Annotated in this window: 24 protein-coding genes and 1 tRNA gene; 10 read left to right on the top strand and 15 right to left on the bottom strand. The window is 72.5% G+C overall.

Translation table 11 applies throughout. The features are described from left to right. Positions 1 to 112 precede the first annotated feature (112 nt). Positions 113 to 946 carry an NmrA family NAD(P)-binding protein gene (locus LE181_RS17190; protein ID WP_225662165.1) on the bottom strand — a complete coding sequence of 278 codons (834 nt, stop codon included), beginning with the start codon at positions 944 to 946 and terminating at the stop codon, positions 113 to 115. An 89-nt stretch (positions 947 to 1,035) separates the two neighbouring features. Between LE181_RS17190 and LE181_RS17185 the strand changes: the two genes are divergently transcribed. Beyond that, positions 1,036 to 1,962: an AraC family transcriptional regulator gene (locus LE181_RS17185; protein ID WP_225662164.1), complete on the top strand. Its 927-nt coding sequence runs from the start codon at positions 1,036 to 1,038 to the stop codon at positions 1,960 to 1,962. Between the two features lie 128 nt (positions 1,963 to 2,090). On the opposite strand, the gene LE181_RS17180 is transcribed toward LE181_RS17185, so the two are convergent. From LE181_RS17180 to galU, 7 genes are all read right to left on the bottom strand, one after another. Next, positions 2,091 to 2,164, bottom strand: a tRNA-Ala gene (locus LE181_RS17180). Between the two features lie 95 nt (positions 2,165 to 2,259). Continuing rightward, a complete protein-coding gene (gene sepX / locus LE181_RS17175) occupies positions 2,260 to 3,318 on the bottom strand; it encodes a divisome protein SepX/GlpR (RefSeq protein ID WP_225662163.1) in 1,059 nt (352 codons plus the stop codon). A gap of 153 nt (positions 3,319 to 3,471) precedes the next feature. After that, a complete protein-coding gene (locus LE181_RS17170; RefSeq protein WP_225662162.1) occupies positions 3,472 to 4,086 on the bottom strand; it encodes a GNAT family N-acetyltransferase in 615 nt (204 codons plus the stop codon). After that, complete coding sequence (locus LE181_RS17165) at positions 4,083 to 4,619, bottom strand: MogA/MoaB family molybdenum cofactor biosynthesis protein (protein ID WP_225662205.1); 537 nt, start codon at positions 4,617 to 4,619, stop codon at positions 4,083 to 4,085. The genes LE181_RS17170 and LE181_RS17165 overlap by 4 nt, the downstream gene beginning before the upstream one ends. Before the next feature lie 32 nt (positions 4,620 to 4,651). Further along, on the bottom strand, positions 4,652 to 5,158 hold the full coding sequence (gene moaC, locus LE181_RS17160; RefSeq protein WP_225662161.1) for a cyclic pyranopterin monophosphate synthase MoaC: 507 nt from the start codon (positions 5,156 to 5,158) through the stop codon (positions 4,652 to 4,654). 68 nt (positions 5,159 to 5,226) lie between these two features. Next, a complete protein-coding gene (glp, locus tag LE181_RS17155) occupies positions 5,227 to 6,540 on the bottom strand; it encodes a molybdotransferase-like divisome protein Glp (protein ID WP_225662160.1) in 1,314 nt (437 codons plus the stop codon). 4 nt (positions 6,541 to 6,544) lie between these two features. Beyond that, on the bottom strand, positions 6,545 to 7,447 hold the full coding sequence (gene galU / locus LE181_RS17150; protein WP_190111902.1) for a UTP--glucose-1-phosphate uridylyltransferase GalU: 903 nt from the start codon (positions 7,445 to 7,447) through the stop codon (positions 6,545 to 6,547). 80 nt (positions 7,448 to 7,527) lie between these two features. Here galU and LE181_RS17145 point away from each other — a divergent pair, with 80 nt between their 5' ends. Then, positions 7,528 to 8,142 (top strand): 5-formyltetrahydrofolate cyclo-ligase, encoded by a 615-nt coding sequence (locus LE181_RS17145; RefSeq protein ID WP_225662159.1) that lies wholly within the window; start codon positions 7,528 to 7,530, stop codon positions 8,140 to 8,142. Between the two features lie 6 nt (positions 8,143 to 8,148). On the opposite strand, the gene LE181_RS17140 is transcribed toward LE181_RS17145, so the two are convergent. Then, positions 8,149 to 11,091 carry a penicillin acylase family protein gene (locus LE181_RS17140; protein ID WP_225662158.1) on the bottom strand — a complete coding sequence of 981 codons (2,943 nt, stop codon included), beginning with the start codon at positions 11,089 to 11,091 and terminating at the stop codon, positions 8,149 to 8,151. A gap of 324 nt (positions 11,092 to 11,415) precedes the next feature. On the opposite strand from LE181_RS17140, the gene LE181_RS17135 reads away from it, so the two are divergent. The 5 genes from LE181_RS17135 to mscL all read left to right on the top strand — a co-directional run bounded on the left by LE181_RS17135 (position 11,416) and on the right by mscL (position 17,005). Further along, complete coding sequence (locus LE181_RS17135; protein WP_308103144.1) at positions 11,416 to 12,933, top strand: potassium/proton antiporter; 1,518 nt, start codon at positions 11,416 to 11,418, stop codon at positions 12,931 to 12,933. A gap of 281 nt (positions 12,934 to 13,214) precedes the next feature. Beyond that, on the top strand, positions 13,215 to 14,501 hold the full coding sequence (locus tag LE181_RS17130) for an MFS transporter (RefSeq protein ID WP_225662157.1): 1,287 nt from the start codon (positions 13,215 to 13,217) through the stop codon (positions 14,499 to 14,501). Between the two features lie 66 nt (positions 14,502 to 14,567). Continuing rightward, positions 14,568 to 14,879: an FmdB family zinc ribbon protein gene (locus LE181_RS17125; protein ID WP_225662156.1), complete on the top strand. Its 312-nt coding sequence runs from the start codon at positions 14,568 to 14,570 to the stop codon at positions 14,877 to 14,879. A 219-nt stretch (positions 14,880 to 15,098) separates the two neighbouring features. Continuing rightward, complete coding sequence (locus tag LE181_RS17120; protein WP_225662203.1) at positions 15,099 to 15,989, top strand: S-methyl-5'-thioadenosine phosphorylase; 891 nt, start codon at positions 15,099 to 15,101, stop codon at positions 15,987 to 15,989. A gap of 533 nt (positions 15,990 to 16,522) precedes the next feature. Beyond that, a complete protein-coding gene (gene mscL / locus LE181_RS17115) occupies positions 16,523 to 17,005 on the top strand; it encodes a large conductance mechanosensitive channel protein MscL (protein ID WP_225662155.1) in 483 nt (160 codons plus the stop codon). Positions 17,006 to 17,079: 74 nt separating this feature from the next. On the opposite strand, the gene LE181_RS17110 is transcribed toward mscL, so the two are convergent. The 4 genes from LE181_RS17110 to LE181_RS17095 form a co-directional block, all read right to left on the bottom strand. After that, the gene (locus tag LE181_RS17110; RefSeq protein ID WP_225662154.1) at positions 17,080 to 17,277 is read right to left on the bottom strand and encodes a hypothetical protein; all 198 of its coding nucleotides are present in this window, start codon (positions 17,275 to 17,277) and stop codon (positions 17,080 to 17,082) included. 69 nt (positions 17,278 to 17,346) lie between these two features. Beyond that, positions 17,347 to 18,438, bottom strand: a complete 1,092-nt coding sequence (locus LE181_RS17105) for a P1 family peptidase (protein ID WP_225662153.1) — start codon at positions 18,436 to 18,438, stop codon at positions 17,347 to 17,349. A 33-nt stretch (positions 18,439 to 18,471) separates the two neighbouring features. Then, complete coding sequence (locus tag LE181_RS17100; RefSeq protein ID WP_225662152.1) at positions 18,472 to 19,686, bottom strand: low temperature requirement protein A; 1,215 nt, start codon at positions 19,684 to 19,686, stop codon at positions 18,472 to 18,474. 204 nt (positions 19,687 to 19,890) lie between these two features. Continuing rightward, the gene (locus tag LE181_RS17095; protein ID WP_308103146.1) at positions 19,891 to 21,408 is read right to left on the bottom strand and encodes an MFS transporter; all 1,518 of its coding nucleotides are present in this window, start codon (positions 21,406 to 21,408) and stop codon (positions 19,891 to 19,893) included. A 96-nt stretch (positions 21,409 to 21,504) separates the two neighbouring features. Here LE181_RS17095 and LE181_RS17090 point away from each other — a divergent pair, with 96 nt between their 5' ends. Further along, complete coding sequence (locus tag LE181_RS17090; RefSeq protein WP_308103145.1) at positions 21,505 to 22,464, top strand: helix-turn-helix transcriptional regulator; 960 nt, start codon at positions 21,505 to 21,507, stop codon at positions 22,462 to 22,464. 75 nt (positions 22,465 to 22,539) lie between these two features. Here the strand turns inward: LE181_RS17090 and LE181_RS17085 are convergent, their stop codons facing one another. Beyond that, a complete protein-coding gene (locus tag LE181_RS17085) occupies positions 22,540 to 23,544 on the bottom strand; it encodes a sigma-70 family RNA polymerase sigma factor (protein ID WP_225662150.1) in 1,005 nt (334 codons plus the stop codon). 456 nt (positions 23,545 to 24,000) lie between these two features. On the opposite strand from LE181_RS17085, the gene LE181_RS17080 reads away from it, so the two are divergent. Next, a complete protein-coding gene (locus LE181_RS17080; RefSeq protein WP_225662149.1) occupies positions 24,001 to 24,438 on the top strand; it encodes a hypothetical protein in 438 nt (145 codons plus the stop codon). 67 nt (positions 24,439 to 24,505) lie between these two features. On the opposite strand, the gene LE181_RS17075 is transcribed toward LE181_RS17080, so the two are convergent. Further along, positions 24,506 to 25,306 (bottom strand): dioxygenase family protein, encoded by an 801-nt coding sequence (locus tag LE181_RS17075; protein WP_225662148.1) that lies wholly within the window; start codon positions 25,304 to 25,306, stop codon positions 24,506 to 24,508. Between the two features lie 162 nt (positions 25,307 to 25,468). Between LE181_RS17075 and LE181_RS17070 the strand changes: the two genes are divergently transcribed. Next, on the top strand, positions 25,469 to 26,002 hold the full coding sequence (locus LE181_RS17070; RefSeq protein WP_225662147.1) for a MarR family winged helix-turn-helix transcriptional regulator: 534 nt from the start codon (positions 25,469 to 25,471) through the stop codon (positions 26,000 to 26,002). Positions 26,003 to 26,105: the final 103 nt, after the last annotated feature.

The following is a 26,105-nucleotide window of genomic DNA, read 5'->3' as shown; positions in this document are numbered from 1 at the left end:
GATCTGACTCACAAAACGGCCACTGGTCCGTACCTAGGGCGGAGTTGGTTCGAAAGTGGACCAATTCCGGGCCCGGACAGGCCCGGTGCGCCCCGGAAGGCCGCCCCGGCCCTCAGGCCCAGGCCCCCGCGGCCGCGGCCTCCGCCGCGTAGGCTTCGAGGCTGCGCGGCTCCCGCCCGAGCACCTGCCGCACCCCGTCGGCGGGCTCCGCGGAGTGACCGCCGCGGTGCATGGCGAACAGGGCACCGAGGGCAGTCACCACGGCCTCCGGGTGCCCCTCGGCGCGCAGCTCCGCCGCGTACTCCTCCGCTGTGAGCTCCTCGAAGCGCATCGGCCGGCCGGCCGCCCGCGCGATCGCCTCCACGGCGGCGCGGAACGTCACCGCACGCGGCCCGGACAGCTCGTAGACCCGGCCGTGGTGGCCCGGACCCGTGAGCACGGCCGCCGCGACCTCGGCGATGTCCTCGGCGTCCACGAACGGCTCGGGCACCTCGCCGATGGGCAGGGCGAGCCGGCCCTCGCGCAACGGCCGGTGCCACAGGTCCTCGCTGAAGTTCTGGTGGAAGTTGTTCGGACGGAGGACCGTCCACTGCGCACCGCTGTCGCGCACGGCCCGCTCCCCCTCGGCCATGCCCTCGCCGAAGCCGGGCCCGACCGCCTCGATGCCGTTCCCGGACAGCGCCACGAAGCGCTCCACTCCCGCGCCCACCGCCAGCGTCACGAAGTCGCCCACCGGGGCCGGGTCGTCGGGCGCCACGAGATACACCGCCGCAGCGCCCGCGACGGCGGGCTCCCACGTCGCCGGGTCCGACCAGTCGAACCGCACCTCCGCCGAGCGGGAGGCCGCCCGGACGCTCTCCCCCGCCTCCCGCAGTCTCCGCACCAGTCGCCGGCCGGTCTTGCCCGTCGCGGCCAGCACCAGAATGTCCTTCGCATGTGTCGTCATGACGAGGAGTCAACCCGCCTCGGCAGCACGCGGACATGGCCGTGCGTCCGGCCCGCATGCCCGATCGTACGGCCGCATAGTGTGAGGCCATGGACCCATTCGACGACCTGTTGCGGGGCATACGCGCCGAGGGCGCCGTGTTCGGGCGGTCGGTGCTCGCACCGCCGTGGGCCCTGCGCTTCACCGACCGTGCGGCACTGACGCTGTGCATCCCGCTGCGGGGCGAGGGCTGGCTCGTCGAGGAGGGCGAGGACGCCGGCCCGCCGCGGTACATCCGGCAGGGCGTGGCGGCCATCGTGCGGGGCCCCCGGCCGTTCGTCTTCACCGACGACCCCGGTTCCGCCGCCCGCCCCGAGGCGTTCCTCGACCTCCGCTGCGCGGACGCCGCCCCGCCCGTCGGCCCGGCCGGCGACCCGGCCGGCGACCCGGCCGGCAGCACCGTCCTGCTCGCCGGCGCCTACCGCGTCCGCAGCGAGGCGTCCCTGCGGCTGCTGCGCATCCTGCCCCCGGTGGCCCTGGTGCCCGACGACCACGACTGCAACGCGCTCTACGACTACCTCGGAGCCCACTTCGACGCGGACGGGCCGGGGCGGCAGACCGTCCTGGACCGGCTGCTGGACTGGCTGCTGGTGTGCACCCTGCGGGACTGGTTCGACCGTCCGGAGGCATGTCCTCCCGCCTGGTACCGGGCGCTGGGCGACGACGTGGTCGGCCCGGTGCTGCGCGCGATGCACGAACGGCCGGCGCACCCGTGGACCCTCGCCGCGCTGGCGGCCGAGGCCGGCGTCTCCCGCACGACCATGGCCGCCCGCTTCACGGCCCGGGTGGGCGAGCCGCCCCTCGCCTACCTGACGCAGTGGCGCATGGACCTGGCCGCCGATCTGCTGGCCGACCCCGCCCACACCGTCGCCGCGATCGCCCGCCGCGTCGGCTACGCGGACGCCTTCGGCTTCAGCTCCGCCTTCAAACGCGTCCGCGGCCTGTCTCCCAGCGAGCACCGCTCGGCGGCCTCCTGACAGTGACCCAGGTCATACCCGTGACGTGAAGAAGGGGGGTTTCCCCCCGGAACGCAAAAATCCCGCCCGATCTGACGATCGGACGGGATTCCCGCTGGCTCCCATTCCGGTTCGGGAACCTTCTGTTGTGGACCTGAGGGGATTTGAACCCCTGACCCCCTCGATGCGAACGAGGTGCGCTACCGGACTGCGCCACAGGCCCTTGCAACGAGTGAAACTCTAGCACCCCCATCGGGGTGCCAGGAAATCCACTCCCCTCCGCCCGCGCTGGTCAGCGTGGGGAGCGGCCCGCCGGGGTCACTCGTTGGCCGCGCGGGGACGGTCGTCGTCGGCGTACTGGTCGAACAGGGGGGTGCGGCCGCGCTCGCGGGGGCGGCGGCGGTAGCGGCCCGCGCGGCGCTCCTCGGCGAGGGGCTTGCGGTCGTCGGCCGGCTCCGCGGTGCTGGAGCGGGCCGAGCTCCAGGCGTCCGGGCCGCCGAGGTCCCCGCCGCCACCGGCCCGCGGGGCGACCGGCGCCGAGACGTACGTCGGCAGCGGGACGGGCACGGGCTCCCAGCCCTCGCCCGCGTTCCGCTCGCGCTGCTGGTCGACCCACTCCGCGTGGTCGGTCTGCTCGACCAGGGCCCGTCGGCCGGCGCTGTGCGGGGACGGGGGCGCCGCGGGCGCCTGGCGGTGGATCACGGTGTCGGCGGAGGCGTCCGCCTCCGGGGCGCCCGCGTGCGCGCGGGGCCGGCCCTCGCGCAGCCGCTGGGCCGCCAGCTCGGCGCGGCGCTGGTCCATGGTGAAGGCGAACCGCCGCCGCTCCTGGATCCGCAGGTAGCAGATGTACGCGCTCAGCAGCACCGCCGGGACGGCCGGGACCCACAGGAAGGCCAGGCCGCCGACGCCCGCGAAGATCGCGCCGACGGTGAAGGCGAGGAAGAGCAGCACCGTGGTCCGGCGCCGGCGGGCGAGGACCTTGGAGCGCCGGGCGCGCTCGGCGGCCGTCTGCGCCGCGGACCCGGGCCCCGGCCCGGCCGCCGGGGCGGACGCGGGTGCCCCCTGGGCGGACGCGGGCGCGCCGAAGGACCGGGCGTCGACCGTTTCGGTCGCGACGTCCGGCTCGGGCGCGCGGGGCTCCGGCTCCGGCTCCGCGGATTCCGCGGAGCCCGGCGCCTCGGCCGGAGCGCGTCCCTCCAGGTCCTTGGCATAACGCCGCTCCATGCCCGCCCGTCCGGACAGCAACCGGATGGCCGTGCTGAAGCGTTCCGTCGGACGGGCTTCATTGAGCTCGTCCTGCCTACGGAGCCACATCGGCACCAAGTAGGCGGCCCAGGCCCCGACGATGACTGCGTAGATCAGGCCGCTGCTGCTCACCCTTCAACGGTAGAGGGGTACGCGCAGCGGATTCCGCCAATTGGCGCGGTGTGTCGCACGATCCGGCTGATATCTCGAACTTTTTTTGTGATTGTTGAGACCGGAACCCAACGAATGCCGTCAATTGACAGTCAAATTCGAACGTTTATTCGTTTATTTTATTTTCGGTGAGCGCAGGTGCCAGCGGGTCAGCAGCCCCTCCGGGACCTCTTCGGCGGTCAGCGCGTAGACCAGGTGGTCCCGCCAGGCCCCATCGATGTGCAGATAGCGCGGGCGCAGCCCCTCTTCACGGAAGCCGAGCTTCTCCACCACGCGCCGGCTGGGCAGGTTCTCGGGCCGGATGCACACCTCGATCCGGTGCAGGCCCACCCGGTGGAAGCAGTGGTCCACCACCAGGGCGACGGCCGCCGGCATCACGCCCCGGCCCGCGACGGCCTCGTCCACCCAGTAGCCGACGTGGGCCGAGCACATCGAGCCCCAGGTGATCCCGGCCACGGTCAGCTGGCCCACGAGCTGGCCGCGGTACTCGATCACGAACGGCAGCATCCGCCCGGCGTGCGCCTCGGCCCGCAGGTGACGGACCATCTGCCGGTAGGTGGGCCGCTGGGCGGCCGGGCTCCCGGGCGGGGGCGGGGGGACGGTCGCCTCCCAGGGGCGCAGCCAGTCGCGGTTGCGCCGGTTGACCTCACGCCAGGCGCGCTGGTCGCGCATCCTTATCGGCCGCAGTGCGACGTCGCCGTCCGCCAGCTCGACGGGCCAGACGTTCATGCCGGGCTTCGCGGGTGGTCGCCGCCGTGCAGCTGGTCCACCGCGTGGACCAGCAGCCGCCCCAGCACCGCCAGTCCGTCGCGCACCCCGCCGGTCGACCCCGGGAGGTTGACGATCAGCGTTCGTCCGGCGACGCCGGCCAGGCCGCGGGACAGCGCGGCGGTGGGGACCTTCGCCAGGCCCTCGGCGCGGATGGCCTCGGGGATGCCGGGGACGTCGTGGTCGAGGACGCGGCGGGTGGCCTCGGGGGTGCGGTCGGTGGGCGAGAGGCCCGTGCCGCCGGTGGTGACGATGACGTCGTACCCGGCGGCCACGCCCGCGCGCAGGGCCTGCTCGACGGGCTCGCCGTCGGGCACGACCAGGGGTCCGTCGACGGCGAAGCCCATCGCGGCCAGCCCCTCGGCGAGCAGCGGGCCTCCCTTGTCCGGGTAGACGCCTGCGGCGGCCCGGTTGGAGGCGGTGACGACCAGCGCGGAGTGCGCTTGGGCGAGGAGGGCCGCGCCGAGCCCGTCCGCGTCCCCGGGGAACGGCACGCCCGCGCCCGGGCGCCCGTCGGGGCCGGCGCTCACGCCCCCGCCCCTGCGCCACCCTCGGGACGGGACCAGTCGCCGGACTTCCCGCCCGTCTTCTCCTCGACCCTGATGTCGGTGATGACGGCGCCCTTGTCGACGGCCTTGACCATGTCGACCACCGTCAGCCCGGCGACGGCGACGGCCGTCATGGCCTCCATCTCCACGCCCGTGCGGTCGGTCGTGCGCACGGTGGCGAGGATCTCCACGGCATCGTCGGCGACGGTCAGGTCGACCGTCACTCCGGACAGGGCCAGGGGGTGGCAGAGCGGGATCAGCTCGGGGGTGCGCTTGGCTCCCATGATCCCGGCGATGCGGGCGGTGGCGAGGGCGTCGCCCTTGGGCAGGCCCTCGCCCCGCAGGAGCTCCACGACGCGCGGTGCGACGATCACCCGGCCGCTGGCCCGGGCGGTGCGGGCGGTGATCTCCTTGGCCGAGACGTCGACCATGCGGGCCGCGCCCGCGGCGTCGAGGTGGGTGAGATGGTCCTGGCCGCTGCTCATCGTTCTCCCGGTCCGGGGCGGGGCCCAGTGGTCCTGTGGGCAGCCACCGTACCCGGCGCGGCGGCCGGTCAGTCGAGAAGTACCACGTCCAGTTCGGCGCCCGGCTCCACGGACGTGGTGTCCTCGGGGACGACGATCAGGGCGTTGGCGTCGGCGAGGGCCTTGACCAGGTGCGACGAGGGTCCTCCGACCGTGCCGACCTTCCCGTCCGCGTAGTGGCCGCGCACGTACTGGCGGCGGCCCCCGGGCGAGGAGGCGATGCCCTCGGGGCACACCGCCCGGACCGTTGCGCGGTCGGTGGAGGGCTCCAGCCCCATCAGGGCGCGGATGGCGGGCCGCACGAAGAGCTCGAAGGAGACGTACGAGCTGACGGGGTTGCCCGGCAGGGCGAACAGCGGGGTGCGGTCGGGGCCGATGCGGCCGAAGCCCTGGGGCTTGCCGGGCTGCATGGCCAGCCGGCGGAAGGAGACGCTGCCCTCGTCGCCGGTCAGCCCGGCCAGGGTCTCCTTGACCACGTCGTACGCGCCGACGCTCACCCCGCCGCTGGTGACGACGGCGTCGGCGCGGATGAGCTGGTCCTCCAGCGTGGCGCGCAGGACGTGGGGGTCGTCCTCGACGGCGCCGACGCGGTAGGCGATGGCGCCGGCGTCGCGGGCGCAGGCGGTGAGCATGAAGCTGTTGGAGTCGTGGATCCGCCCTGCGGCCAGCTCCTCGCCCGGCGGCACGAGCTCGCTGCCGGTGGACAGGACGACCACGCGCGGGCGCGGGCGCACCTTCACGGTGGCCCGGCCGATGGCCGCCAGCAGGCCGATGCGGGCGGGGCCGAGGACGGTGCCGGCGGTGAGGGCGATCTCGCCGGCGGCGACGTCGCTGCCGCGGCGGCGGACGTGGGCGCGGGCGGTGGCGGGGCGGTGGACGCGGACCTCGCCGGAGGCACCGTCGAGGCCCTCGCCGCGGGCGGCCATGGCGGTGACGGGACCGCGACCGGTGCCACCGTCGGTCCACTCGACGGGGACGACGGCCTCGGCGCCGGGCGGCAGCGGGGCGCCGGTCATGATGCGGGCGGCCTCGCCCGGGCCGACGGTGGGCAGCTCGCCACTGCCGGCCGCGATGTCACCGACGACGGTGAGCACGGCCGGGAACTCCTCGCTGGCGCCCTTCACGTCGGCGACGCGGACGGCGTAGCCGTCCATGGAGCTGTTGTCGAAGGGGGGCAGGGAGGCGGGGACGGTGACGTCCTCCACCAGCACGCAGCCCTGGGCGTCCAGCAGTTGCAGCTCGATCGGCTCCAGCGGGCGGATCTTCGCGAGGATGTCGTCGAGGTGCTCGTCCACCGACCAGAGGCGGTCCCCCCTGGCGGCCGTGTCGGCGGTACTGCTCAAAGCGCTACATCTCCTCGGTGACGTAACTTCGAAGCCAGGCCCGGAAGTCGGGACCCAGGTCTTCACGTTCGCATGCCAGTCTGACAATGGCACGCAGGTAGTCACTGCGGTCACCGGTGTCATAGCGACGGCCCTTGAAGATCACGCCGTGCACGGGCCCGCCGAGGGCCGGCTCGGCGGCGAGGGCCTGGAGGGCGTCGGTGAGCTGGATCTCGCCGCCGCGGCCGGGCTCGGTCTCGCGCAGCACGTCGAAGACGGCCGGGTCGAGGACGTAGCGGCCGATCACGGCGTAGTTGCTGGGCGCCTCGTCGGGGTCGGGCTTCTCGACCAGGCCGGTGACCTCGACGACGTCCTCGGTGTCGGTGGGTTTGACGGCCGCGCAGCCGTAAAGGCCGATCTGTGCGGGGTCGACCTCCATGAGGGCGATCACGCTGCCGCCGTGCAGGCGCTGGATGTCCACCATGTGGGAGAGCAGCGGGTCACGGGCGTCGATCAGGTCGTCGCCGAGCAGCACCGCGAAGGGCTCGTCGCCGACGTGCGGGGCGGCGCACAGGACGGCGTGACCCAGGCCGCGGGGGTCGCCCTGGCGGACGTAGTGCATCGTGGCCAGGTCGCTGGACTCCTGCACCTTCGCGAGCCGGGAGTCGTCGCCCTTGCGGCGCAGCGCCTCTTCCAGCTCGTAATTGCGGTCGAAGTGGTCCTCCAGCGGGCGCTTGTTCCGCCCTGTGATCATGAGGACGTCCGACAGCCCCGCGTGGGCCGCTTCCTCCACCACGTACTGGATCGCCGGCTTGTCGACGATCGGCAGCATCTCCTTGGGAGTGGCCTTGGTAGCAGGGAGAAAGCGCGTTCCGAGCCCGGCGGCAGGGATGACAGCCTTGCTGATCCGAGGGCGCGATTGAGTCATGAGCCGAACACTATCCGGTGAGATTGAGCGGAAGATGTGACTCCGCCGAGTATGACCCGAGACAGGAGTTTGTAAGAACAATGATCGAGTCCGACGGAATTCCCGGCCGCGACGACGGTAGCAAAGGCGCCCTGCGGCGGGCCCTCCTGGCGGTGAGGTCCGGGTTGACCAAGGATGACATTCGCGCGGCGGAGGCCGCCCTGGGGCAGCGGGCCCTGGAGCTGCCGGAGCTCGCGCGGTCACGCACGGTGGCCGCCTACGTCTCCATCGGCAGCGAACCGGGGACCCGCGCCCTGCTGGACGCGCTGCACGCGCGCGGGGTGCGCGTGCTGCTGCCGGTCCTGCTGCCCGACAACGATCTCGACTGGGGGGTGTACCGCGGCCCCGGCCACCTCGTACGGGCCGGCCGGGGCCTGCTGGAGCCGGACGGCGAGCGGCTCGGCCCCGACGCCGTGACGGAGGCCGACGCCGTGCTGCTGCCCGGTCTGGCCGTGGACGGGCGCGGGCTGCGGCTGGGCCGCGGCGGCGGCTCCTACGACCGGGTGCTGGCCCGCCTGGAGCGGTCGGCGGCCGATCCCGCCCTCGTCGTCCTCCTCTACGACGACGAGGTGGTCGCGCAGGTCCCCGAGGAACCGCACGACCACCCCGTGCACGCGGTGGTCACCCCTGGCGGGGTGCGCCGTTTCCGGCCGTAGGGCCGGCTACGGCTTGAGCGTCAGCGTGACGTCCGTCGCCTTCTTGACCGCGTCCGGGCTGTAGGCCCAGGGCAGCAGCTCGCCCTTGGCCCACTTGTCGGTCTGGTCGTAGTAGTGGGCGTTGTACGCGTGGCCGGAGGCGCCGGTGAGGTTGATCCAGCGGGACTTGTCCAGGTCGTCGAGGTTGACGACCATCCGCATGGACGGCACCCAGATCACGTCGTAGCCACCCGCCGCGTTCCAGCCGGCCGCGTTGACGGCCGCCTCGCCGCCGGCGAGGTTCCAGGGGCCCCGGTTGAGCATCCACTTGACGATGCCGGGGCCCTCCTTGCCGAGGGTCTGGTTCTTCAGGTTCAGCTGGTGCAGACGGCCCCAGCTCCAGGACGTGACGTCCTTGCCGAGCTTGGAGGTGAGCTCCCAGCGGGCGTCCGTCATGGCCCGCGCCAGCAGCTCGTCGCGGTTGCGGGTGCCCGAGTCGGGGTTGGCGCGGGTGCTGCCGGTCTTCCACCAGTCGTTGTCGGGCTTGTCGAGGATGGTGCGGACGACCTCGAACCAGCGGTCGCCGCCGTCCGGCTGCGCGGAGTCGCCCTCGCGCTCGCCGCACTCCAGGACCAGCGGGGCGTGCCCCTCCAGGTCCTCCTTCGGGCGGGAGCCGTCGTCGGCCGGACGCACCCGCAGGCACTGGCCCTTGACCCGCAGCTCCTTGGGGAGCTTGTTGCCGAAGGCCAGCTTGAGGGTGTTGCGCCAGACGGCGTTGAAGTACGCGGCGGCCGCCGAGTCGGCCTCCTGGTTGTAGTCCCAGTCCTTCAGCAGCTTCTGCGCCTCACGGACGTACTTCGTCTCGCGCTCGTTGGCACCCTTGACGTCGATCTTGAGCAGGTAGGGCGTGAGCAGCTTGGCGATCTCGCTGCTGTTGTCCAGCTGCATCTTCTGCATGTCGTCCGTCGAGATCTTCCCGCCGTCCTTGATCTTCGACTGGATGAGGTCGTTGATCCGCTGGCTGCGGGCGCCGTAGCCCCAGTCCTGCGTCAGCAGGTAGGGGTACTTCTTGTCGGCGACGGGCTGGTTGGCGGTGACGATGTAGCCGCGCTTGGGGTTGTAGTCCCACGGCAGCGCGGACTGCGGCACCCAGCCGGTCCACTGGTAGGCCGGGTCCCAGCCGGGGGCCGGGTAGCGGCCGTCGACGACGGGGGCCTCGGTCTTGCCGTCCGTCTTCTGCTCGTCCTTGGCGTCGATCTTGCCGTCGCCGTTGACGTCCACCTTGGCGGTGCCGGTCTGGCCGGTACCGGTCGGACCCGTGCCCGTCGGGCCGGTGCCCGTCGGGCCGGTGCCGGTCTGCTCGTCGCCCTTGGCGCCGGCCTTGCCGCGCAGCGGGATGCGGCCGGGGGCCTGGTAGCCGATGTTGCCCTTGGTGTCGGCGTAGATCAGGTTCTGCGAGGGGACCTCGAAGTCGGCCGCGGCCTTGCGGAAGGACGTGAAGTCGTTCGCCTGGTTCAGCGCGAAGACGCCGTCCATGGTCTTGCCGGCGTCCAGGGCGGTCCAGCGCAGCGCGACGGCGTAGCCCTCGCCGCGGTCCGGGGCCGGGTCCTTCACGGGCGCCTTCTCGCCGACCTTGACGAGCTCGTCGTTGCGGTCGGAGACGACCGGGCCGTTGTTGGTCTCGCGGACGGTGATCTCACGGCTCTTCTCGCCCGCGACCTTGATGGTCTCCTTGCGGACGGTGAAGGGCTGCTGCTTGCCGTCGTAGAGGTAGGTGTCGGCGGTGACCTTCTCCAGGTAGAGGTCGGAGACGTCGGCGCCCAGGTTGGTCATGCCCCAGGCGATGTCCTTGTTGTGACCGATGACGACGCCCGGCATGCCGGAGAAGGTGTAACCGGCGACGTCGTACGGGCACTGCGGACCGGTCTTGGTGCAGTGCAGGCCCATCTGGTACCAGAGCGAGGGCATCTGCGGGGCCAGGTGCGGGTCGTTGGCCAGCAGCGGCTTGCCGGTCGTCGTGTACGTGCCGGAGACGACCCAGGAGTTGGAGCCGATGCCGTTGCCGCTCGGGCCGAGCAGCGCCGGGACCTTCTCCAGGGTGCTCGACAGCGAGGCCAGGCTGGAGCGCAGGCCGCCGGCCGCACCCGCGCCACCGGTGGCGGCGGCCGGGCCGGTGCCGGCGGGCGTGCCGGACGCGGCGCCCTTCGGGTCGTAGGTCTTGCCGGCCGCGTCGACCGCGCCGCCCTCGACGATCGGCTTGTTCCGGTCGTACGGGTACGCCGGGTACAGGTCCTCGATCTGCTTCGGGCTCAGCCGGGAGGCGGCCAGCGAACGGTCGATCTCGTCCTGCATGTTGCCGCGCAGGTCCCAGGCCATGGCCTTCAGCCAGGCGACGGAGTCGACCGGGTTCCAGGGCTCGGGCTTGTAGTCGTTCTCGAACTCCAGGGCCGCGTACTCGACCGACAGCGACTTGCCCTTGTGGTCCTTCAGGTAGGCGTTGACGCCGTCGGAGTACGCCTGGAGGTACTTCTTGGTGGCCGGCGACAGCTTGGAGTCGTACTCCTGCTGCGCGACCCGCCGCCAGCCCATGGTCCGCAGGAAGGCGTCGGTCTCCACCTGGCCGGATCCGAACATCTCGGAGAGCCGTCCGGCCGTCAGGTGACGGCGGACGTCCATCTCCCAGAACCGGTCCTGCGCCTGGACGAAGCCCTGGGCGCGGAAGAGGTCCTCGGCGTTGTCCGCGTACACCTGCGGAATGCCGTGGTCGTCACGGACGACCTTCACCTCGCCCGACAGGCCCTTGAGCTGAAGGGTGCCGTCGGTCGTCGGGAAGGAGGCGCGGACGGTACTGACGCTCCAGTACGCGCCGTAGGCGACGCCCGCCACGAGCAGCAGCACGAGGGTGATCACGAGCAGGCGGGCGCGTCGCCCCTTCTTCTTCTTGGCGGGGCCGGTCTTGTTGGCGGGCATCGCTGTCCTTAGAGGGGCAGGTGGTCCTGGAATGCTGGAAGCAACCATAGGCGCAGGGCGCGGAGCACCCGGACGCGGTGCCGTGCACGAGCGGCCGCCGCGGCGATACGGCGTCAAGAACCCGTAAAATATTAGATGAGGAAATTAACTTCCCGTCGGATGCGTGGTCGTCCGACCGTCAACAGCACGGAGGAACGTTTCGGCCTTACCGCACATACCGATGACGCACGACGCCCGTGGAAGACCTCGTGAAGGGACCGGCCCCTGACTGTCCACCACCTCAATGAACTCCTGCTGATCTGCTCGCTCGTTCTGCTCGTCGCGGTGGCGGCGGTACGGGTCTCCTCGCGCAGCGGGCTGCCCAGTCTGCTCATCTATCTGGGCATCGGCGTCGCCATCGGGCAGGACGGCATCGGCGTCTCCTTCAACGACGTCGGTCTGACCCAGATCATCGGTTATGCCGCACTGGTCGTGATCCTCGCCGAGGGCGGCCTCGGCACGAAGTGGCACGAGATCAAGCCGGCCCTGCCGGCGGCGGCCGTGCTCTCCACCGTCGGCGTCGCCATCAGCGTCGGCGTCACGGCGGCGGCCGCGCACTACCTCGCCGGCGTCGAGTGGCGCCAGGCTCTGATCATCGGCGCCGTGGTCTCCTCCACGGATGCCGCCGCGGTCTTCTCGGTCCTGCGGAACGTTCCCCTGCCCGCCCGCCTCACGGGTGTCCTGGAAGCCGAGTCCGGCTTCAACGACGCCCCCGTCGTCATCCTCGTCGTCGCCTTCTCGGCCGCCGGCCCCGTCGACGACTGGTACGTCCTGATGGGCAGGATCGCGCTGGAGCTCGCCATCGGCGCGGCCGCCGGCCTCGCGATCGGCATGCTCGGCGCCTACGGGCTGCGACACGTGGCCCTGCCCGCCTCCGGTCTGTACCCGATCGCCGTGATGGCCATCGCCGTGACCGCCTACGCGGCCGGCGCGCTCGCCCACGGCTCCGGCTTCCTCGCCGTCTACCTGGCCGCGCTGGTCCTCGGCAACGCCAAGCTGCCGCACTGGCCGGCCACCCGCGGCTTCGCCGAGGGCCTGGGCTGGATCGCCCAGATCGGCATGTTCGTCCTGCTCGGCCTGCTGGTCACCCCGCACGAGCTGGGCGACGACATCATCCCGGCGCTGGTGGTGGGGCTGGTGCTCACCATGGTGGCCCGGCCGCTGTCGGTGTTCCTCGGCCTCGCGCCGTTCAGGACCCCCTGGCGGGAGAAGACGCTGCTGTCCTGGGCCGGGCTGCGCGGGGCGGTCCCCATCGTGCTGGCCACCATCCCCATGGTGGGCGGGGTCGCCGACAGCCGCCGGATCTTCAACATCGTCTTCGTGCTGGTGATCGTCTACACCCTGGTGCAGGGTCCGACCCTGCCCTGGCTGGCCCGCCGGCTGCGGCTGGGCGAGAACGAGCCGGAGGACCTGGGCATCGAGTCGGCGCCGCTGGAGCGGCTGCGCGGCCACCTGCTGTCGGTGGCGATCCCCGAGGGGTCGAAGATGCACGGCGTGGAGGTCTCGGAGCTGCGGCTGCCCGCCGGGGCGGCCGTCACCCTGGTCGTCCGGGACGGCTCCAGCTTCGTGCCCTCGCCCTCCACCGTGCTGCGGCAGGGCGACGAGCTGCTGGTGGTCGCCACCAACCCCGTGCGCGACGCGACCGAACGCCGGCTGCGCGCGGTCGGCGAGGGCGGCAAGCTGGCGGGCTGGCTGGGCACGGCCCCGGCGGCACCGGCCGGGGCCCCGGCGACCGGCCCGAGCGCGGCGGCGAGTGCGGCGGCAAAGTGGGGAGCAAAGTGGGGTCTGGTAAAGCGGAAGTAGGTTAAGTAAGATATTCGCTCACGTAGCGAGCATTTCCGCTGCGTAGCGTTCCCTTACGGAAACTTCCCGACGGAACGTCCCCCGACAAACGAAATCGAACCAACTCTGCCTGATGCAGGGCTGGCGCGACCGCACGGCGGCCGCGGTCGCGTGACACCACCCGGTGCACTAGGCGGCCGGATCGGCATCTACCACGGTCCTGCGCGAGAGGACAGCTCTCGGCGCGCTCCGTGCGGCGATCCCGTTCGGGGCGTGCTACCAGGCGGCGGAAAGGCCCGGCCGTGGCATCCACGGTCAACGACCCCACCGGGGAGCGCCCCGGGTACGGCAGTCTGCTGCGCACGCGCGGCGCGCTGTCGTTCCTGCTCCCCGGCTTCCTGGCCCGGCAGCCCTTCGCGATGCTGACCATCGGCATCCTGCTGCTCGTCAACCACACCACCGGCTCGTACGGCACCGCCGGCACCGTCTCCGCGACGGCGGGCGTGGCGATGGCCCTGTTCGCCCCGCAGAGCGGCAAGCTCGCGGACCGCTTCGGCCAGGCCGCGGTCCTGATCCCCGGCGTCGTCGTGCACGCCGCCGCGATCTCGCTGCTGACGGCGCTCGCGCTGTCGGACGCGCCCGTGTGGGCGCTGCTCGTGGCGGCCGTGCCGGCCGGTGCGTCCACCCCGCAGATCGGCCCGATGGTGCGGGCGCGGTGGGCGGCGAAACTGGACGGCTCGCCGCTGATGACGACGGCCGCGGCCTTCGAGTCGGTCACCGACGAGTTCACGTTCGTCATCGGCCCGGTGCTGGCGACGGCGCTGTGCACCGGCGTCCACCCGGCCGCCGGCCTGATCGCGGAGGCCGCGCTGACGCTGATCGGCGGTCTGCTGTTCGCCACCCAGCGGCGCACCCAGCCCCAGCCGAACGGCGCCGCCGGCGCCGCGGCCGGCGCGGACGGCAAGCGCGTCTCGGCACTGTCCGTGCCGGGCGTGCGCGTGCTGGCGGTGTCGATGCTCGGCATCGGCACGGTCTTCGGCGGCATGCAGGTGTCGATGACCGCGTTCACCAAGGAGCTCGGCGAGCCGGGCCTGAACGGTCTGATGTACGGCGTCTTCGCGGCCGGCAACATGATCGCCGGCATCGTCTGCGGCGCCGTCGCCTGGAAGACCTCCCCGCAGCGCCGGCTGCTGATCGCCTACCCGCTGCTGGCCCTGGCCACCACCCCGCTGTGGGCGGCGCACGCGCTGCCGCTGCTGGGCGGTTTCGGCCTGCTGGTCGGCCTGTGCATCGCGCCCGCGCTGATCACCGGCTACACGCTGGTCGAGAAGCTGGTCCCGGCCGGCGCCCGTACGGAGGCGTTCACCTGGCTCACCGGCGCCGTCGGCCTGGGCCAGGCGGCCGGTGCGACCGTGGGCGGGCGGCTGATCGACGCCCACAGCGCGAGCACCGGATTCCTGGTGCCGCTGGGCGGTACGGCCCTGGCCCTGGTGGTCCTGCTGGCGCTGCGGAAGGCGCTCACGCCGAAGGGCGAGTCGCTGCTCGCCGCACGTGGGGTCGGTCACCGTGAGCCGGTTGCGGTGGACTGACGGACCGGAATACTGCACTATTGAGCGTCGTTAGCACTCATTGAGTGAGAGTGCCAGGAGGAGCAAGTGCCGACTTACCAGTACCAGTGCACCGAGTGCGGCGAGGGCCTTGAGGCGGTGCAGAAGTTCACCGATGACGCATTGACCGTGTGCCCGCAGTGCGACGGACGCCTCAAGAAGGTGTTCTCTGCGGTCGGCATCGTCTTCAAGGGCTCGGGCTTCTACCGGAACGACAGCCGCGGCGCGTCGTCCAGCAGCAGCCCGGCGGCGAAGTCGACGTCCTCGGCGTCCACGTCCTCCTCCACGTCCTCGTCCTCGTCGACGTCCGCCTCTTCGACGTCGTCGAGCAGCAGCACGAGCAGCAGCTCGGCCGCCTGACGCGCGAGGTGCGGGCAGAGGCCCGCACACCACGTACACACGACGGAGCCCGTCGCCTCTCGGTGAGAGGTGGCGGGCTTCGTCGTGCTGTCCCGTCGGATCGGTGGCCGCCGGTCGCGAGGGGGGCGTCGGCCGGGGGCGTTGGCAGGTGAGAGACAGGAGCCGTTGGGGGGGCAGCGGTCGTGGGGGCGGCGCGGCTAGGGTGACCGCATGTCCGACATGATCAACACAGCAGCGTCCGCGGACCCGTCGGGTACCGCCGGGGCGGCCGGGACGGCAGGCGTCGCGGAGATCGGCGTCATCGGCGGCTCGGGGTTCTACTCCTTCCTCGACGACGTGACCGAGGTCACGGTCGACACCCCCTACGGCGCACCGAGCGACTCGCTCTTCCTCGGCGAGCTGGCCGGCCGCAAGGTCGCCTTCCTGCCCCGGCACGGCCGCGACCACCGGCTGCCGCCGCACCGCATCAACTACCGGGCCAACCTCTGGGCCCTGCGCTCGGTCGGCGTGCGGCAGGTGCTGGGCCCGTGCGCGGTCGGCGGCCTGCGGGCCGAGTACGGGCCGGGGACGCTGCTGGTGCCGGACCAGGTCGTGGACCGGACGAAGACCCGCGTCCAGACCTTCTTCGACGGCGAACCGCTGCCGGACGGCACCGTTCCCAACGTCGTGCACATGACCTTCGCCGACCCCTACTGCCCCGCCGGCCGGGCAGTGGCCGTGGCCGCCGCCCGCGGGCGGGACTGGGAGCCGGTGGACGGCGGAACGATGGTCGTCATCGAGGGACCGCGCTTCTCGACCCGGGCCGAGTCGCGCTGGCACGCCGCGCAGGGCTGGTCGGTGGTCGGCATGACCGGGCACCCGGAGGCGGTCCTGGCCCGTGAGCTGGGGCTCTGCTACACCTCCATGTCGCTGGTCACGGACCTGGACGCGGGGGCCGAGACGGGCGAGGGCGTGTCGCACGAGGAGGTGCTGCGGGTCTTCGGCGAGAACGTGGGCCGGCTGCGCGAGGTGCTGTTCGACGCCGTGGGCGCCCTGCCGAAGACGGCGGACCGGGACTGCCTGTGCACCCGCGCCCACGACGGGTGGGACCTGGGCATCGAGCTGTCGTAGCGGCGGCGAGAGGCGGGGCTGCTGGGACTGGCGGGACTGGCAGGGTCACGGTGGGCTTCTGTGCCGGTGTGGCGTCGCCCGTCCGAGGGATGGGGTTTTCCACAACCGGTGGGTAGTCCACAGGGCTCAGCGGGATCCGGCGGAAGCGGGGATGGTGGGCGGGCGGCGGTTCGTACGCCGCTCACTCACTCGCTCGTTCGTCACGTCAGGTGGTGGTCGCCGTGTCCCGTGCCGTTCTTCCCCCCTCGCGCCCCTGGCCGCCGGGGGCCTCGCTGCAGGCGGCCTGGGCGCCCCCGGGGCGCCGGGTGCCGATGTTCGCTCCGGTGCGCGTGGGACGCCGACGGCGCTTGCGGCCGCGGGCGGCCCTCGTGGGCGTACTGGCGGCCGCGGGGCTGGCGGCCCTGTGCTCGTCCCCGCTCGCCCACGGACACCTGGGCTGATCGTGTTTCGCAACTGGACAGAGCAGCCAGACTCTCTCGTATGTTATGGAATCGGCCATTCCATCACAGGTACGCACAGAGAGAGGTTGTTCGGTGAGCGAGAAGAAGACAGGGGTCCTTGGAGGCTTCAAGGCATTCCTGATGCGGGGCAACGTGGTAGACCTCGCGGTCGCCGTCGTCATCGGCGCGGCGTTCACCAACATCGTGAACTCTGTGGTCAAGGGCATCATCAACCCGGTCGTCGGCGCCTTCGGCACGAAGGACCTCGACCACTACGCCGCCTGCCTCAAGGGCCCGTGCTCCCGGAACGGCACGACGGGCGAGGTGACGACGGGCGTCTACATCCAGTGGGGCTCGGTGCTGAGCGCCACCCTGACCTTCCTGATCACGGCGGCGGTCGTCTACTTCCTGATGCTGCTGCCCATGAAGCGCTGGCAGGACCGTCAGGCCGCCAAGGCCCCCGCGGAGAACAAGGCCGCGCAGCCGACCGAGATCGAGCTGCTCGCCCAGATCCGCGACACCCTCATCGAGCAGCGCCGGGGTCCCGGCACGGATTCGGTGCCGGCTCCCCGCTGACCGCCGGGCACGCCACCGCCCGGGCCCTGCGAGGGCGGGCCCGGGCGGTGTTCGAGGCCGTCCGGCGCGATGTCTCAGATGTGGTGCGGCGGCTTCTCGTCCAGGAAGCGGGCCAGGTCGGCGGCGCTGTCGGCGTCGCCACGGCCCGGCCGCTCGCCCCAGCCGCGGTCCGTGTCGTCCGACGACTGCTGGGACAGCGGGTCGCCGAAGATCAGCGCGGCGGCGGCAGCCGGGTCGCGCTGCGGCGCACGGGGCTCAGGGTCGGTGCTCATACCCCCAGGGTACGGGCGAGGCCCTCGACGCCGACGCGCTCGGTGCCCGTCGGTCCGGTCCCGGTGGGCTCAGTTCCCGTAGAGCGAGCGGTAGGAGGGGAAGACCCCGCCCGGCCCGTCGACGCTCTCGGCGCTGAGCACCGCCTTGACCACCGACCGGGTCAGGACGTCCGCCCCGGCGGCGAGGATCTCGTTGACGGCCCCCGCCGCGAAGTCGGCGCTGCCCGGCAGGTGCTCCTCCACCGGCAGCGGCCGCTCCCCCGTCGCCAGCGCGAAGACGGTGTCGCCGTCGGTGAGCAGGTGTACGGGCCGGACCGCCCGGGCCAGCCCGTCGTGCGCGGTGCCGGCGAGCTTCTGCGCCTGCGCCCTGGTCAGGGCGGCGTCCGTGGCGACCACAGCCAGGGTGGTGTTGAGCGGCGGCCGGGCCGATGCCGCCCACCGCTCGGCGGAATCCCGGCGGGCGGCGTCCAGCGTCCGTTGCGCGGCGAGGTGCCGGTCCGTCGCCGGGTAGGCGACGGGTCCGCCCTCGTACAGGCGCCCGTACAGCACGCCGGTGGCCGGATCGGCCACGGCACCGGCCGCGTTGACGGCGGCGAGGGCCGCCACGGTCACCCCCGAGGGCAGCACGACGCTGGCGGTCCCCACGCCGCTCTTGATGCCGCCGGCCACCGCCCCGGTGCCGGCGCCGACGTTGCCCTGCGCCACGGGGGCGCCGGAGGGCTGCCGGGCCGCGGCCTCGACGGCCGCACGGCCGAGCGCGGCACCGGGCCGGGCACGCCAGTCACCGCCGCGACCCAGGTCGAACAGCGCGGCGGCCGGTACGACGGGCACCACCTGCGCGGGATCCGGCCCCACCCGGAAGCCCCGGCCCTCGTCCTCCAGCCAGGCCATCACCCCGGAGGCCGCGTCCAGCCCGAACGCGCTGCCACCGGTGAGCACGATCGCCTCGACGCGCTGCACGAGGTTGCGGGGGTCCAGTGCGTCGGTCTCCCGGGTCCCGGGCCCGCCGCCCCGGACGTCCACGGCCGCGACCGCGCCCCCGGGTCCGGTGAGCACGACGGTCGTGCCCGTCAGCGCTCTGCTCCCGGTCAGTTGTGCGTGCCCCACCCGCAGTCCGGCCACGTCGGTGAGCGCATCCCTCGGCTTACCAGCACCAGTCATGCGCCATCCGTATCACGCGCCGCAGCCCGCCCGTCAGGTCGCTTCGGCCGGCTCGCCGGGGCCCTCCTGCCGTCTCGCGGCGAGCGTGACGCCCACCGCGACCGTCGCGGCTGCGACCAGCCCGGCAAGCAGCACCGCCGCGCTGCCGGCGAACGTGCAGGCGAGCACCGCCAGGGCGGCGCAGGGCAGCACCGACTGCTGGGCGATGCCGCGCTTGTGGAAGCGGGAGTGGATCAGCCACACCGAGAACATGAACAGCGCCGCCGGGACGGTGACGCAGGCCGACGCGGCGAACGCCGAGATGTGTGCCTTGCCGGTGACCTCCTCGACGGCCACTTCGATGCCCGCGCCGATGGCGGCGGCCGATCCGAAGACCAGGTAGTGGCCGTAGCCCCAGAGGAACGCCTGGCGGTTGGAGGCGAGATGGAGGTGGATGGGCACCGCGAAGTAGATCCAGTAGGCGGCGAAGATGATCAGCAGGCCGCCCGCTGCGATCGGCAGCAGGACGCCGAGCGCCTCGTGCTCGTCCCCCGCGGTCTGGACGGCCACGGTGGCGGCCGCCACCGTCTCGCCGAGCACGATGATGGTGAACAGGCCGTACCGCTCGGCGATGTGGCGCGGGTGCCAGGCCGTCGGCCGGCTGAGCTCGGCGAGGGCGGGCACGGACATTTCGACGAGCGCCATCACCAGGAAGACCCACGGCTTGGCGGGACCGGGCAGGAGGAGCAGGCCCAGCCAGCCGACCTGGCACAGGCACACGCCGACGGCGTAGCGCAGGGCCGTGCGGCGTTCGTCGCCCCGGGAGGCGCGGGCGGCGCGCAGCCACTGGGAGACCAGGGCCAGCCGCATCACCAGGTAGCCGAACCAGACCACCGAGAAGTTGCTGTCGTTGAACGCCCGGGGGACGCCGGCCGCCAGGATCAGCACCCCGGCGATCTGAACGAGCGTCACCACGCGGTACAGCGCGTCGTCCGTGTCGTAGGCGGAGGAGAACCACGTGAAGTTGACCCAGGCCCACCAGACGGCGAAGAACGTCATCAGGTAGCCGGGGATGCCGTGGCCCGGGTGTCCCTCGGCCAGCGAGTGCATCAGCTGCCTGCCGGCCTGGGCGACGGCGACCACGAAGCACAGGTCGAAGAAGAGTTCCAGGGGCGTCGCCGCCCGGTGCTCCTCCTCGCGCCCGCGTGCGGTCATGCGGCGCAGGACGCCGGACGACGGCCGCCGGGCGGCCGGCGAGTCCTCGCTCATAGGGCGATTGTCACCGCTGCCTCCGTGCCCCGCGCGTTGTGGGCCGCGGCCGTGCGGGCCGCCCGCCGGTGGGCCTGCAGCCGTGCCCGAAGCCGTGTCGGTGCAGGGCGACCGTGGGCCGTCTTCCGCGCTTGGGGCGCACGGCAGCGGGCCCCCGGCCGCGGTGCGGACGGGGGCCCGGGAAGGAGCCGTTCGGGACGGACGTCAGTGCGCGGCCGCCGGTGCGTGGGCCGGCTCCGCCGCGGCTTCGGCGGAGGCCGGGCCCGCGGGCGCCGCCTTGCGCGGCAGGGCGAACATCAGCACGAGCACCACGGCCAGTACGGCGGCGACCCACCACATGCCGTGCCGGAAGGCGTCCGCGAAGGCCAGGCCGGCGCGGCCCTGGGCCATGGCCTTCTCGTCCAGGGCGTCGAAGAAGGCGACGGACACCAGGGCGAGGCCCACCGCGTTGCCGAGCTGCTGCGTGGTGTTGATGAGGCCCGACGCGGAACCGGCGTGCTCGCGCGGCACCTTGGCGATGACCGTCTCGGTCAGCGGGGCCACGATCAGGCCCATGCCGATGCCCATGACGGTCAGCGGGAGCGCCATCTGCCAGGGGTGGATGCCGGTGCCGTAGTGCTCGGACTCCCAGATGTAGAGAACGACGCCGGCCATCATGGCCAGCGCGCCGGCCTGCAGCACCTTGCGGCCGAAGCGCGGTACGAGCTTCTGCACGGAGATGCCGGCGGCCACGGACACGCCGATCGAGAACGGGATGCCGGTCAGGCCGGCGCGGAGCGGGCTCCAGCCCAGGCCGATCTGCATGTACAGCGTCCAGATCATGAAGAAGATGCCGCAGGCGATGCCGAAGGCGATCTCCACGCCGATGCCGGCCGCGAAGCTCTTGACCTTGAACAGCGACAGCTCGACCAGCGGCGAGCCGTCCTTGCGGGTCTTGTGGCGCTCGTAGGCGACGAAGGCGGCGAAGACGAGCGCGCTGCCGGCCATGCAGAGGTTGCCCCACAGCGGCCAGTCGTTCTCGCGGCCCTGGGTCAGCGGGTAGAGCAGCATGAGCAGGCCGCCCGTGGCCAGGACGACGCCCACGAGGTCCAGCTTCATGGCCTGCGGGGCCCGGGACTCGGTGATGTACTTCCGGCCCATGATCAGGCCGATGATGCCGACCGGCAGGTTGACCAGGAAGATCGGCCGCCATTCCAGGCCGAAGAGGTTCCACTGGGTGAGCAGTGCGCCCAGGATCGGGCCCGAGACGGCCCCGAGGCCCACGACCGCGCCGAACATGCCGAAGACCTTGCCGCGCTCGTGCGCGGGGAAGGTCGCGTGGACGATCGCCAGGACCTGCGGCACCATCAGGGCCGCGGTGGCGCCCTGCAGGACGCGGGAGGCGACGAGCAGCTGCGGGTCGCCGGCGACGCCGCACAGCACCGAGGCGAGGGTGAAGCCGGTCATGCCCAGGAGGAAAACCTTCCTGCGGCCGTATATGTCGCCGAGCCGTCCGCCGGTGATCAGCCCCGCGGCGAACGCGAGCGCATAGCCCTCGGTGATCCACTGCAGGATGCTGAAGGAGGCGCCGATGTCCTTCTGGATGTTCGGCATGGCGATGTTGACGATGGTGACGTCGACGAGGTCCATGAACGATGCGGTCATCACCACGGCGAGCGCCAGCCAGCGGCGGCGGTCGGCGGCGCCCTGGGCGGGCGGATCGGTGGTCGCGGTGGTGGTCACAGGGGTCACTGCCTTCCTGGTCGTTCGCCGGGTCTCCCGAAACCTAACCCCCCTGTAGGTCAGGACGTGTCCTAGATGGCTGCCACCCTGGACGTCATGACCGACACCCCGGCACGGCTGCTGACTCTGTTGTCGCTCCTCCAGACACCTCGCGAATGGCCCGGCAGCGAGCTCGCCGAGCGGCTCGGCGTCAGTCCCCGCACGATCCGGCGGGACGTCGAGCGGCTCCGCGACCTCGGCTACCCCGTACAGGCAACGATGGGAGCGGACGGTGGGTACCGGCTGGCGGCCGGAGCCGCCCTGCCGCCGCTGGTCCTCGACGACGAGGAGGCGGTCGCCATCGCGGTCGGTCTGCGGGCGGGCGCGGGCCATGCCGTCGAGGGCATCGAGGAGGCGTCCGTGCGGGCCCTCACCAAGCTGGAGCAGGTGCTCCCCTCCCGGCTGCGGCACCGGGTCTCCGCGCTGCAGGCGGCGACGGTGCCGCTCACCGGCGGCGACGGCGCGACGGTCGACCCGCGGACCCTGACCGCCATGGCCTCGGCCGCCACGGGCCACGAGCGGCTGCGCTTCGCCTACCGCACGGGCGACGGGACGGAGACCAAGCGGCTGGTCGAGCCGCACCGGCTGATCAGCACCGGACGCCGGTGGTACCTGGTCGCCTACGACGTCGACCGCGACGACTGGCGCACGTTCCGGGTGGACCGGGTGAGCGAGCCGTTCCCCACGGGGGCGCGCTTCGCGCCGCGCGAGCTGCCGGTGGCCGACGCGGCGGAGTTCATGAAGCGGTCCATGACCCGGCTGCAGCCGACGTACCGCGTCGTGTCGACGTTCCGGGCACCGGCGGAGTTCGTGGCGGCCCGGCTGCCCAACTGGCTGGGGACGCCGGCGCGCGTCGACGACGACACCTGCCGGCTGGACGTCACCACGTCCGACTCCCTGGAGTGGGTGGCGTTCCGGCTGGCGCTGGTCGACTGCGAATTCTCCGTGCAGGAACCGCCGGAGCTGGTGGAACACCTGCGCGAACTGGGCTCCCGCATCAGCCGGGCGGCCGGTTAGCCGCGCACGCGCGCGCACCGCGATCGCCGGGCCGGCCCCCGTGGGGCCGGCCCGGCGATCGCGGGACCCGGGCTGCTACGCCGCCGCGTCGAAGCCCGTGTCGTGGGCCATCTTCTTCAGCTCCAGCAGAGCGTGCTTCTCGATCTGCCGGATGCGCTCACGGGTGAGGCCGTGCTGCTTGCCCACCTCGGTGAGGGTCCGCTCGCGCCCGTCCTCGATGCCGTAACGCGCCTTGATGATCGACGCGGTGCGGTGGTCGAGACGGCCGATAAGCCCCTCCAACTCCTCGCTGCGCAGCAGCGCGATGACCGACTGCTCGGGCGACACGGCAGAGGTGTCCTCCAGCAGGTCGCCGAACTGGGTCTCGCCCTCGTCGTCCACGTGCATGTTCAGGCTGACCGGGTCGCGGGCCCAGTCGAGCACGTCGCCGACGCGCTCGGGCGTGGTGCCCAGTTCGGCGGCGATCTCCGCGTGCTCCGGCTCGCGGCCGTTCTCCCGGTTGAACTCGCGCTGCACCCGGCGGATGCGGCCGAGTTCCTCGACCAGGTGGACGGGCAGCCGGATCGTGCGGGACTGGTCGGCGATCGAACGCGTGATGGCCTGGCGGATCCACCACGTCGCGTACGTGGAGAACTTGAATCCCTTGGTGTAGTCGAACTTCTCGACGGCGCGCACCAGGCCCGCGTTGCCCTCCTGGATCAGGTCCAGCAGCGGCAGGCCACTGCGGGGGTAGCGGCGGGCCACGGCGACGACGAGACGGAGGTTGGACTTGATGAAGACGTCCTTGGCCCGGGCGCCCTCGGCGGCTATCGCCTCCAGCTCCTCGCGGGACGCCTCGCCGGCCTTGGGGCCGCCGTCCTCCAGACCGTCGAGGATCTGCCGGGCGTAGACGCCCGCCTCGATGGCCTGCGAGAGCTCGACCTCCTTCGCGGCGTCGAGCAGGGGTGTACGCGCGATTTCGTCGAGGTACATGCCGACCAGGTCGCGATCGGCGATTTCCCCGCCTGCGGCGCGAACACTGCTTGCCTCGTCGGGGCCCTTGGTGGAGGTCTGCCGACGGGCGACGGCACGGGTTGCCATGCGTACTCCCTTGCGATGAGACGGTCGCGGGACGGACCGGACACCCGAGGCGGGCGTCCCATCCGAAGTAAAGAACGGCTGGAATCCGGACAGAATTCCCCTGAGGCGCCTTCTTTTTTGTGATCATGCAGTACCCTGTCCGGCCGCACGCCGCGGCCGCAGGCGTGGGCACCCCAGGAAGCGCAGGTCAGACAGGGCCGGGCAGTGACCCCACCGCCCTCGCGGAGCCCTCCCGCCACTCCGCTGCTGAGACGGCCGTCACAGTCCGACCATGTCGGACGCCTTCCCCTCCCAGGACGCCGCACACCTGCGCCCGGTTGCCCCGCGACCGGGCCGGGCGCGGCGCGTCCGGGCCGGCCTGCGACCGGCTCCGGGACCGGCCCCGTGATCGAGTTGCCCGGACTGCGGGGCGGGTGTGCGCTGGTGGAACGGGGGCGCAGTGAGAGGAGCCTCGCCATGCCGACGCACTCGATCATGCCCGGGCGGCACCCCGCCCACGAGGGCCCCGGCCCGGTGGCGCGCACCGGCCACGTCCGCACCGACGAGGCCACCGCCCGGTGGACCTGGGCCGTCCCCGTCGCCGGCGGCGTGGTGTTCGGCCTGTACGCCGTCTTCCTCGCGCACGACAACGACTTCTCCGAACTCACCGGCTGGATGCTGGGCCTGGTGGCGGCCGTGGTCTCCGCGGGACTGGGCTACGTCCTCATCCGTGAGCGCAACACGATGATCGCCGAGGTGCGCGCGGCCGCGTTCGGTGCGCTCTTCGGCGTCTGCATGGGCTTCCTCCGCAGCCTGGTGGACGTCTCGGTGCTGCGCTCGGCCGGCACGGGCCTCGTCTTCGGGCTGTGCATGGGCCTGGTCTCGTACTACGTCTTCTACTGGCACGAGCACTGACCCCGCTCGCGCCCAGGCTTCCCGCAGGAACCGCCCGTACGACCCGGGCCGTCCGCACGACGCCGGACTACCCGAACTGCACCGAGCGCTTCGCCAGCCCCATCCAGAAGCCGTCGATGACGCTGCGTCCGCTGCCGAGTTCACCCTCGGCGGCGCCCAGCGTGACGAAGAGCGGCGCGAAGTGCTCGGTGCGCGGGTGGGCCAGCCGGCCCGCCGGGGCCTTGCGTTCGAAGTCCAGCAGCGCGTCGACGTCCTGAGCGGCGAGCACCTCGCGCCCCCAGGCGTCGAACTCGGCGGACCACGCGGGCGGCCCGGACCCCACGTGCCGCAGCGCGGCGAGGTTGTGGGTGAAGAAGCCGCTGCCGACGATCAGCACGCCCTCGTCGCGCAGCGGCGCGAGCTTGCGCCCGATCTCCATCAGGCGCTGCGGGTCGAGGGTGGGCAGGGACATCTGCAGGACGGGTATGCCGGCGTCGGGGTACATCTCGACCAGCGGTACGTACGCGCCGTGGTCGAGCCCCCGGTCCGGCAGGTCCTGTACGGGCGTGCCGGCGCTCCGCAGCGTCCTGCGCACCCGCTCGGCGAGGGCGGGGGCGCCCGGCGCCGCGTAGCGCACGGCGTAGTAGTGCTCGGGGAAGCCCCAGAAGTCGTACACCAGGGGCACGGGCACCGTGGCGCCGAGGGCGAGCGGGGCCTCCTCCCAGTGCGCGGAGACCATGAGGATCGCGGTGGGGCGGGGCAGGGCCGCCGACCAGGCGGCGAGCTGGCCGGGCCAGACGGGGTCGTCCGCGAGGGGCGGGGCGCCGTGCGAGAGGTAGAGGGCGGGCATGCGCCCTGCGGCGGGCGTCGGGGCGGTGGTGGCCTGCATGGGAGGGAGCCTCCTCGGGGTGCTGCCGGCGCCGGGGCGGCGCCCTGGATTGCTTGAAGTCTCAAGCTCTATGCTCGGTACAGACCTTAGGTCAACTTTATTGAAACTTCAAGGATAAGCCTTGCGGAACCGTGAGGAGGAGCAAGTGGAACAGTGGATGCCATGACGAACCGACCCGCGGAGAGCGCGGCAGCCGCGGAGGCCCCGGAGGCCGGGGCCGGACCCCGCTGGCTCACCGCAGCAGAACAGGACACCTGGCGGGCGTACATGCACGCCTACACGCTCCTGGAGGATCACCTCGACCGTCAGTTGCAACGGGACGCGGGGATGCCGCACATCTACTACGGGCTGCTGGTGCAGCTCTCGGAGGCGCCGCGCCGCCGGATGCGGATGACCGAGCTGGCCCAGCACGCGAAGATCACCCGGTCCCGGCTCTCGCACGCCATCGCCCGGCTGGAGAAGAACGGCTGGGTCAGGCGCGAGGAGTGCCCGTCGGACAAGCGCGGCCAGCTGGCCGTCCTGACCGAGGACGGCTTCGCGATGCTCAGCAGGTCCGCGCCGGGCCATGTGGCGGCCGTCCGCGCGGCGGTCTTCGACCGGCTGACGCCGGAGCAGGCCGCGCAGTTCGGCGAGGCGTGCCGGATCATCGCGTCGGGCCTGCAGCCGGCCGGCGCGGACGTGCCCTGGCTGCGCTGACCGCCCCCTGCCCCCGCCCCCGCACAGCCCCGTACGACCCACGACCACGCGAAGGCCCCCGCCGGTGACGGCGGGGGCCTTCGGGCTAGGGGTGGCCCCGTAC

Origin of the sequence: Streptomyces sichuanensis (assembly GCF_020328095.1) — a bacterium.
Taxonomy (GTDB): Bacteria; Actinomycetota; Actinomycetes; order Streptomycetales; family Streptomycetaceae; genus Streptomyces; species Streptomyces cinnamoneus.
Note: the sequence above shows the minus strand (reverse complement) of the source record. Positions and strands in the feature narration are given on the sequence as shown.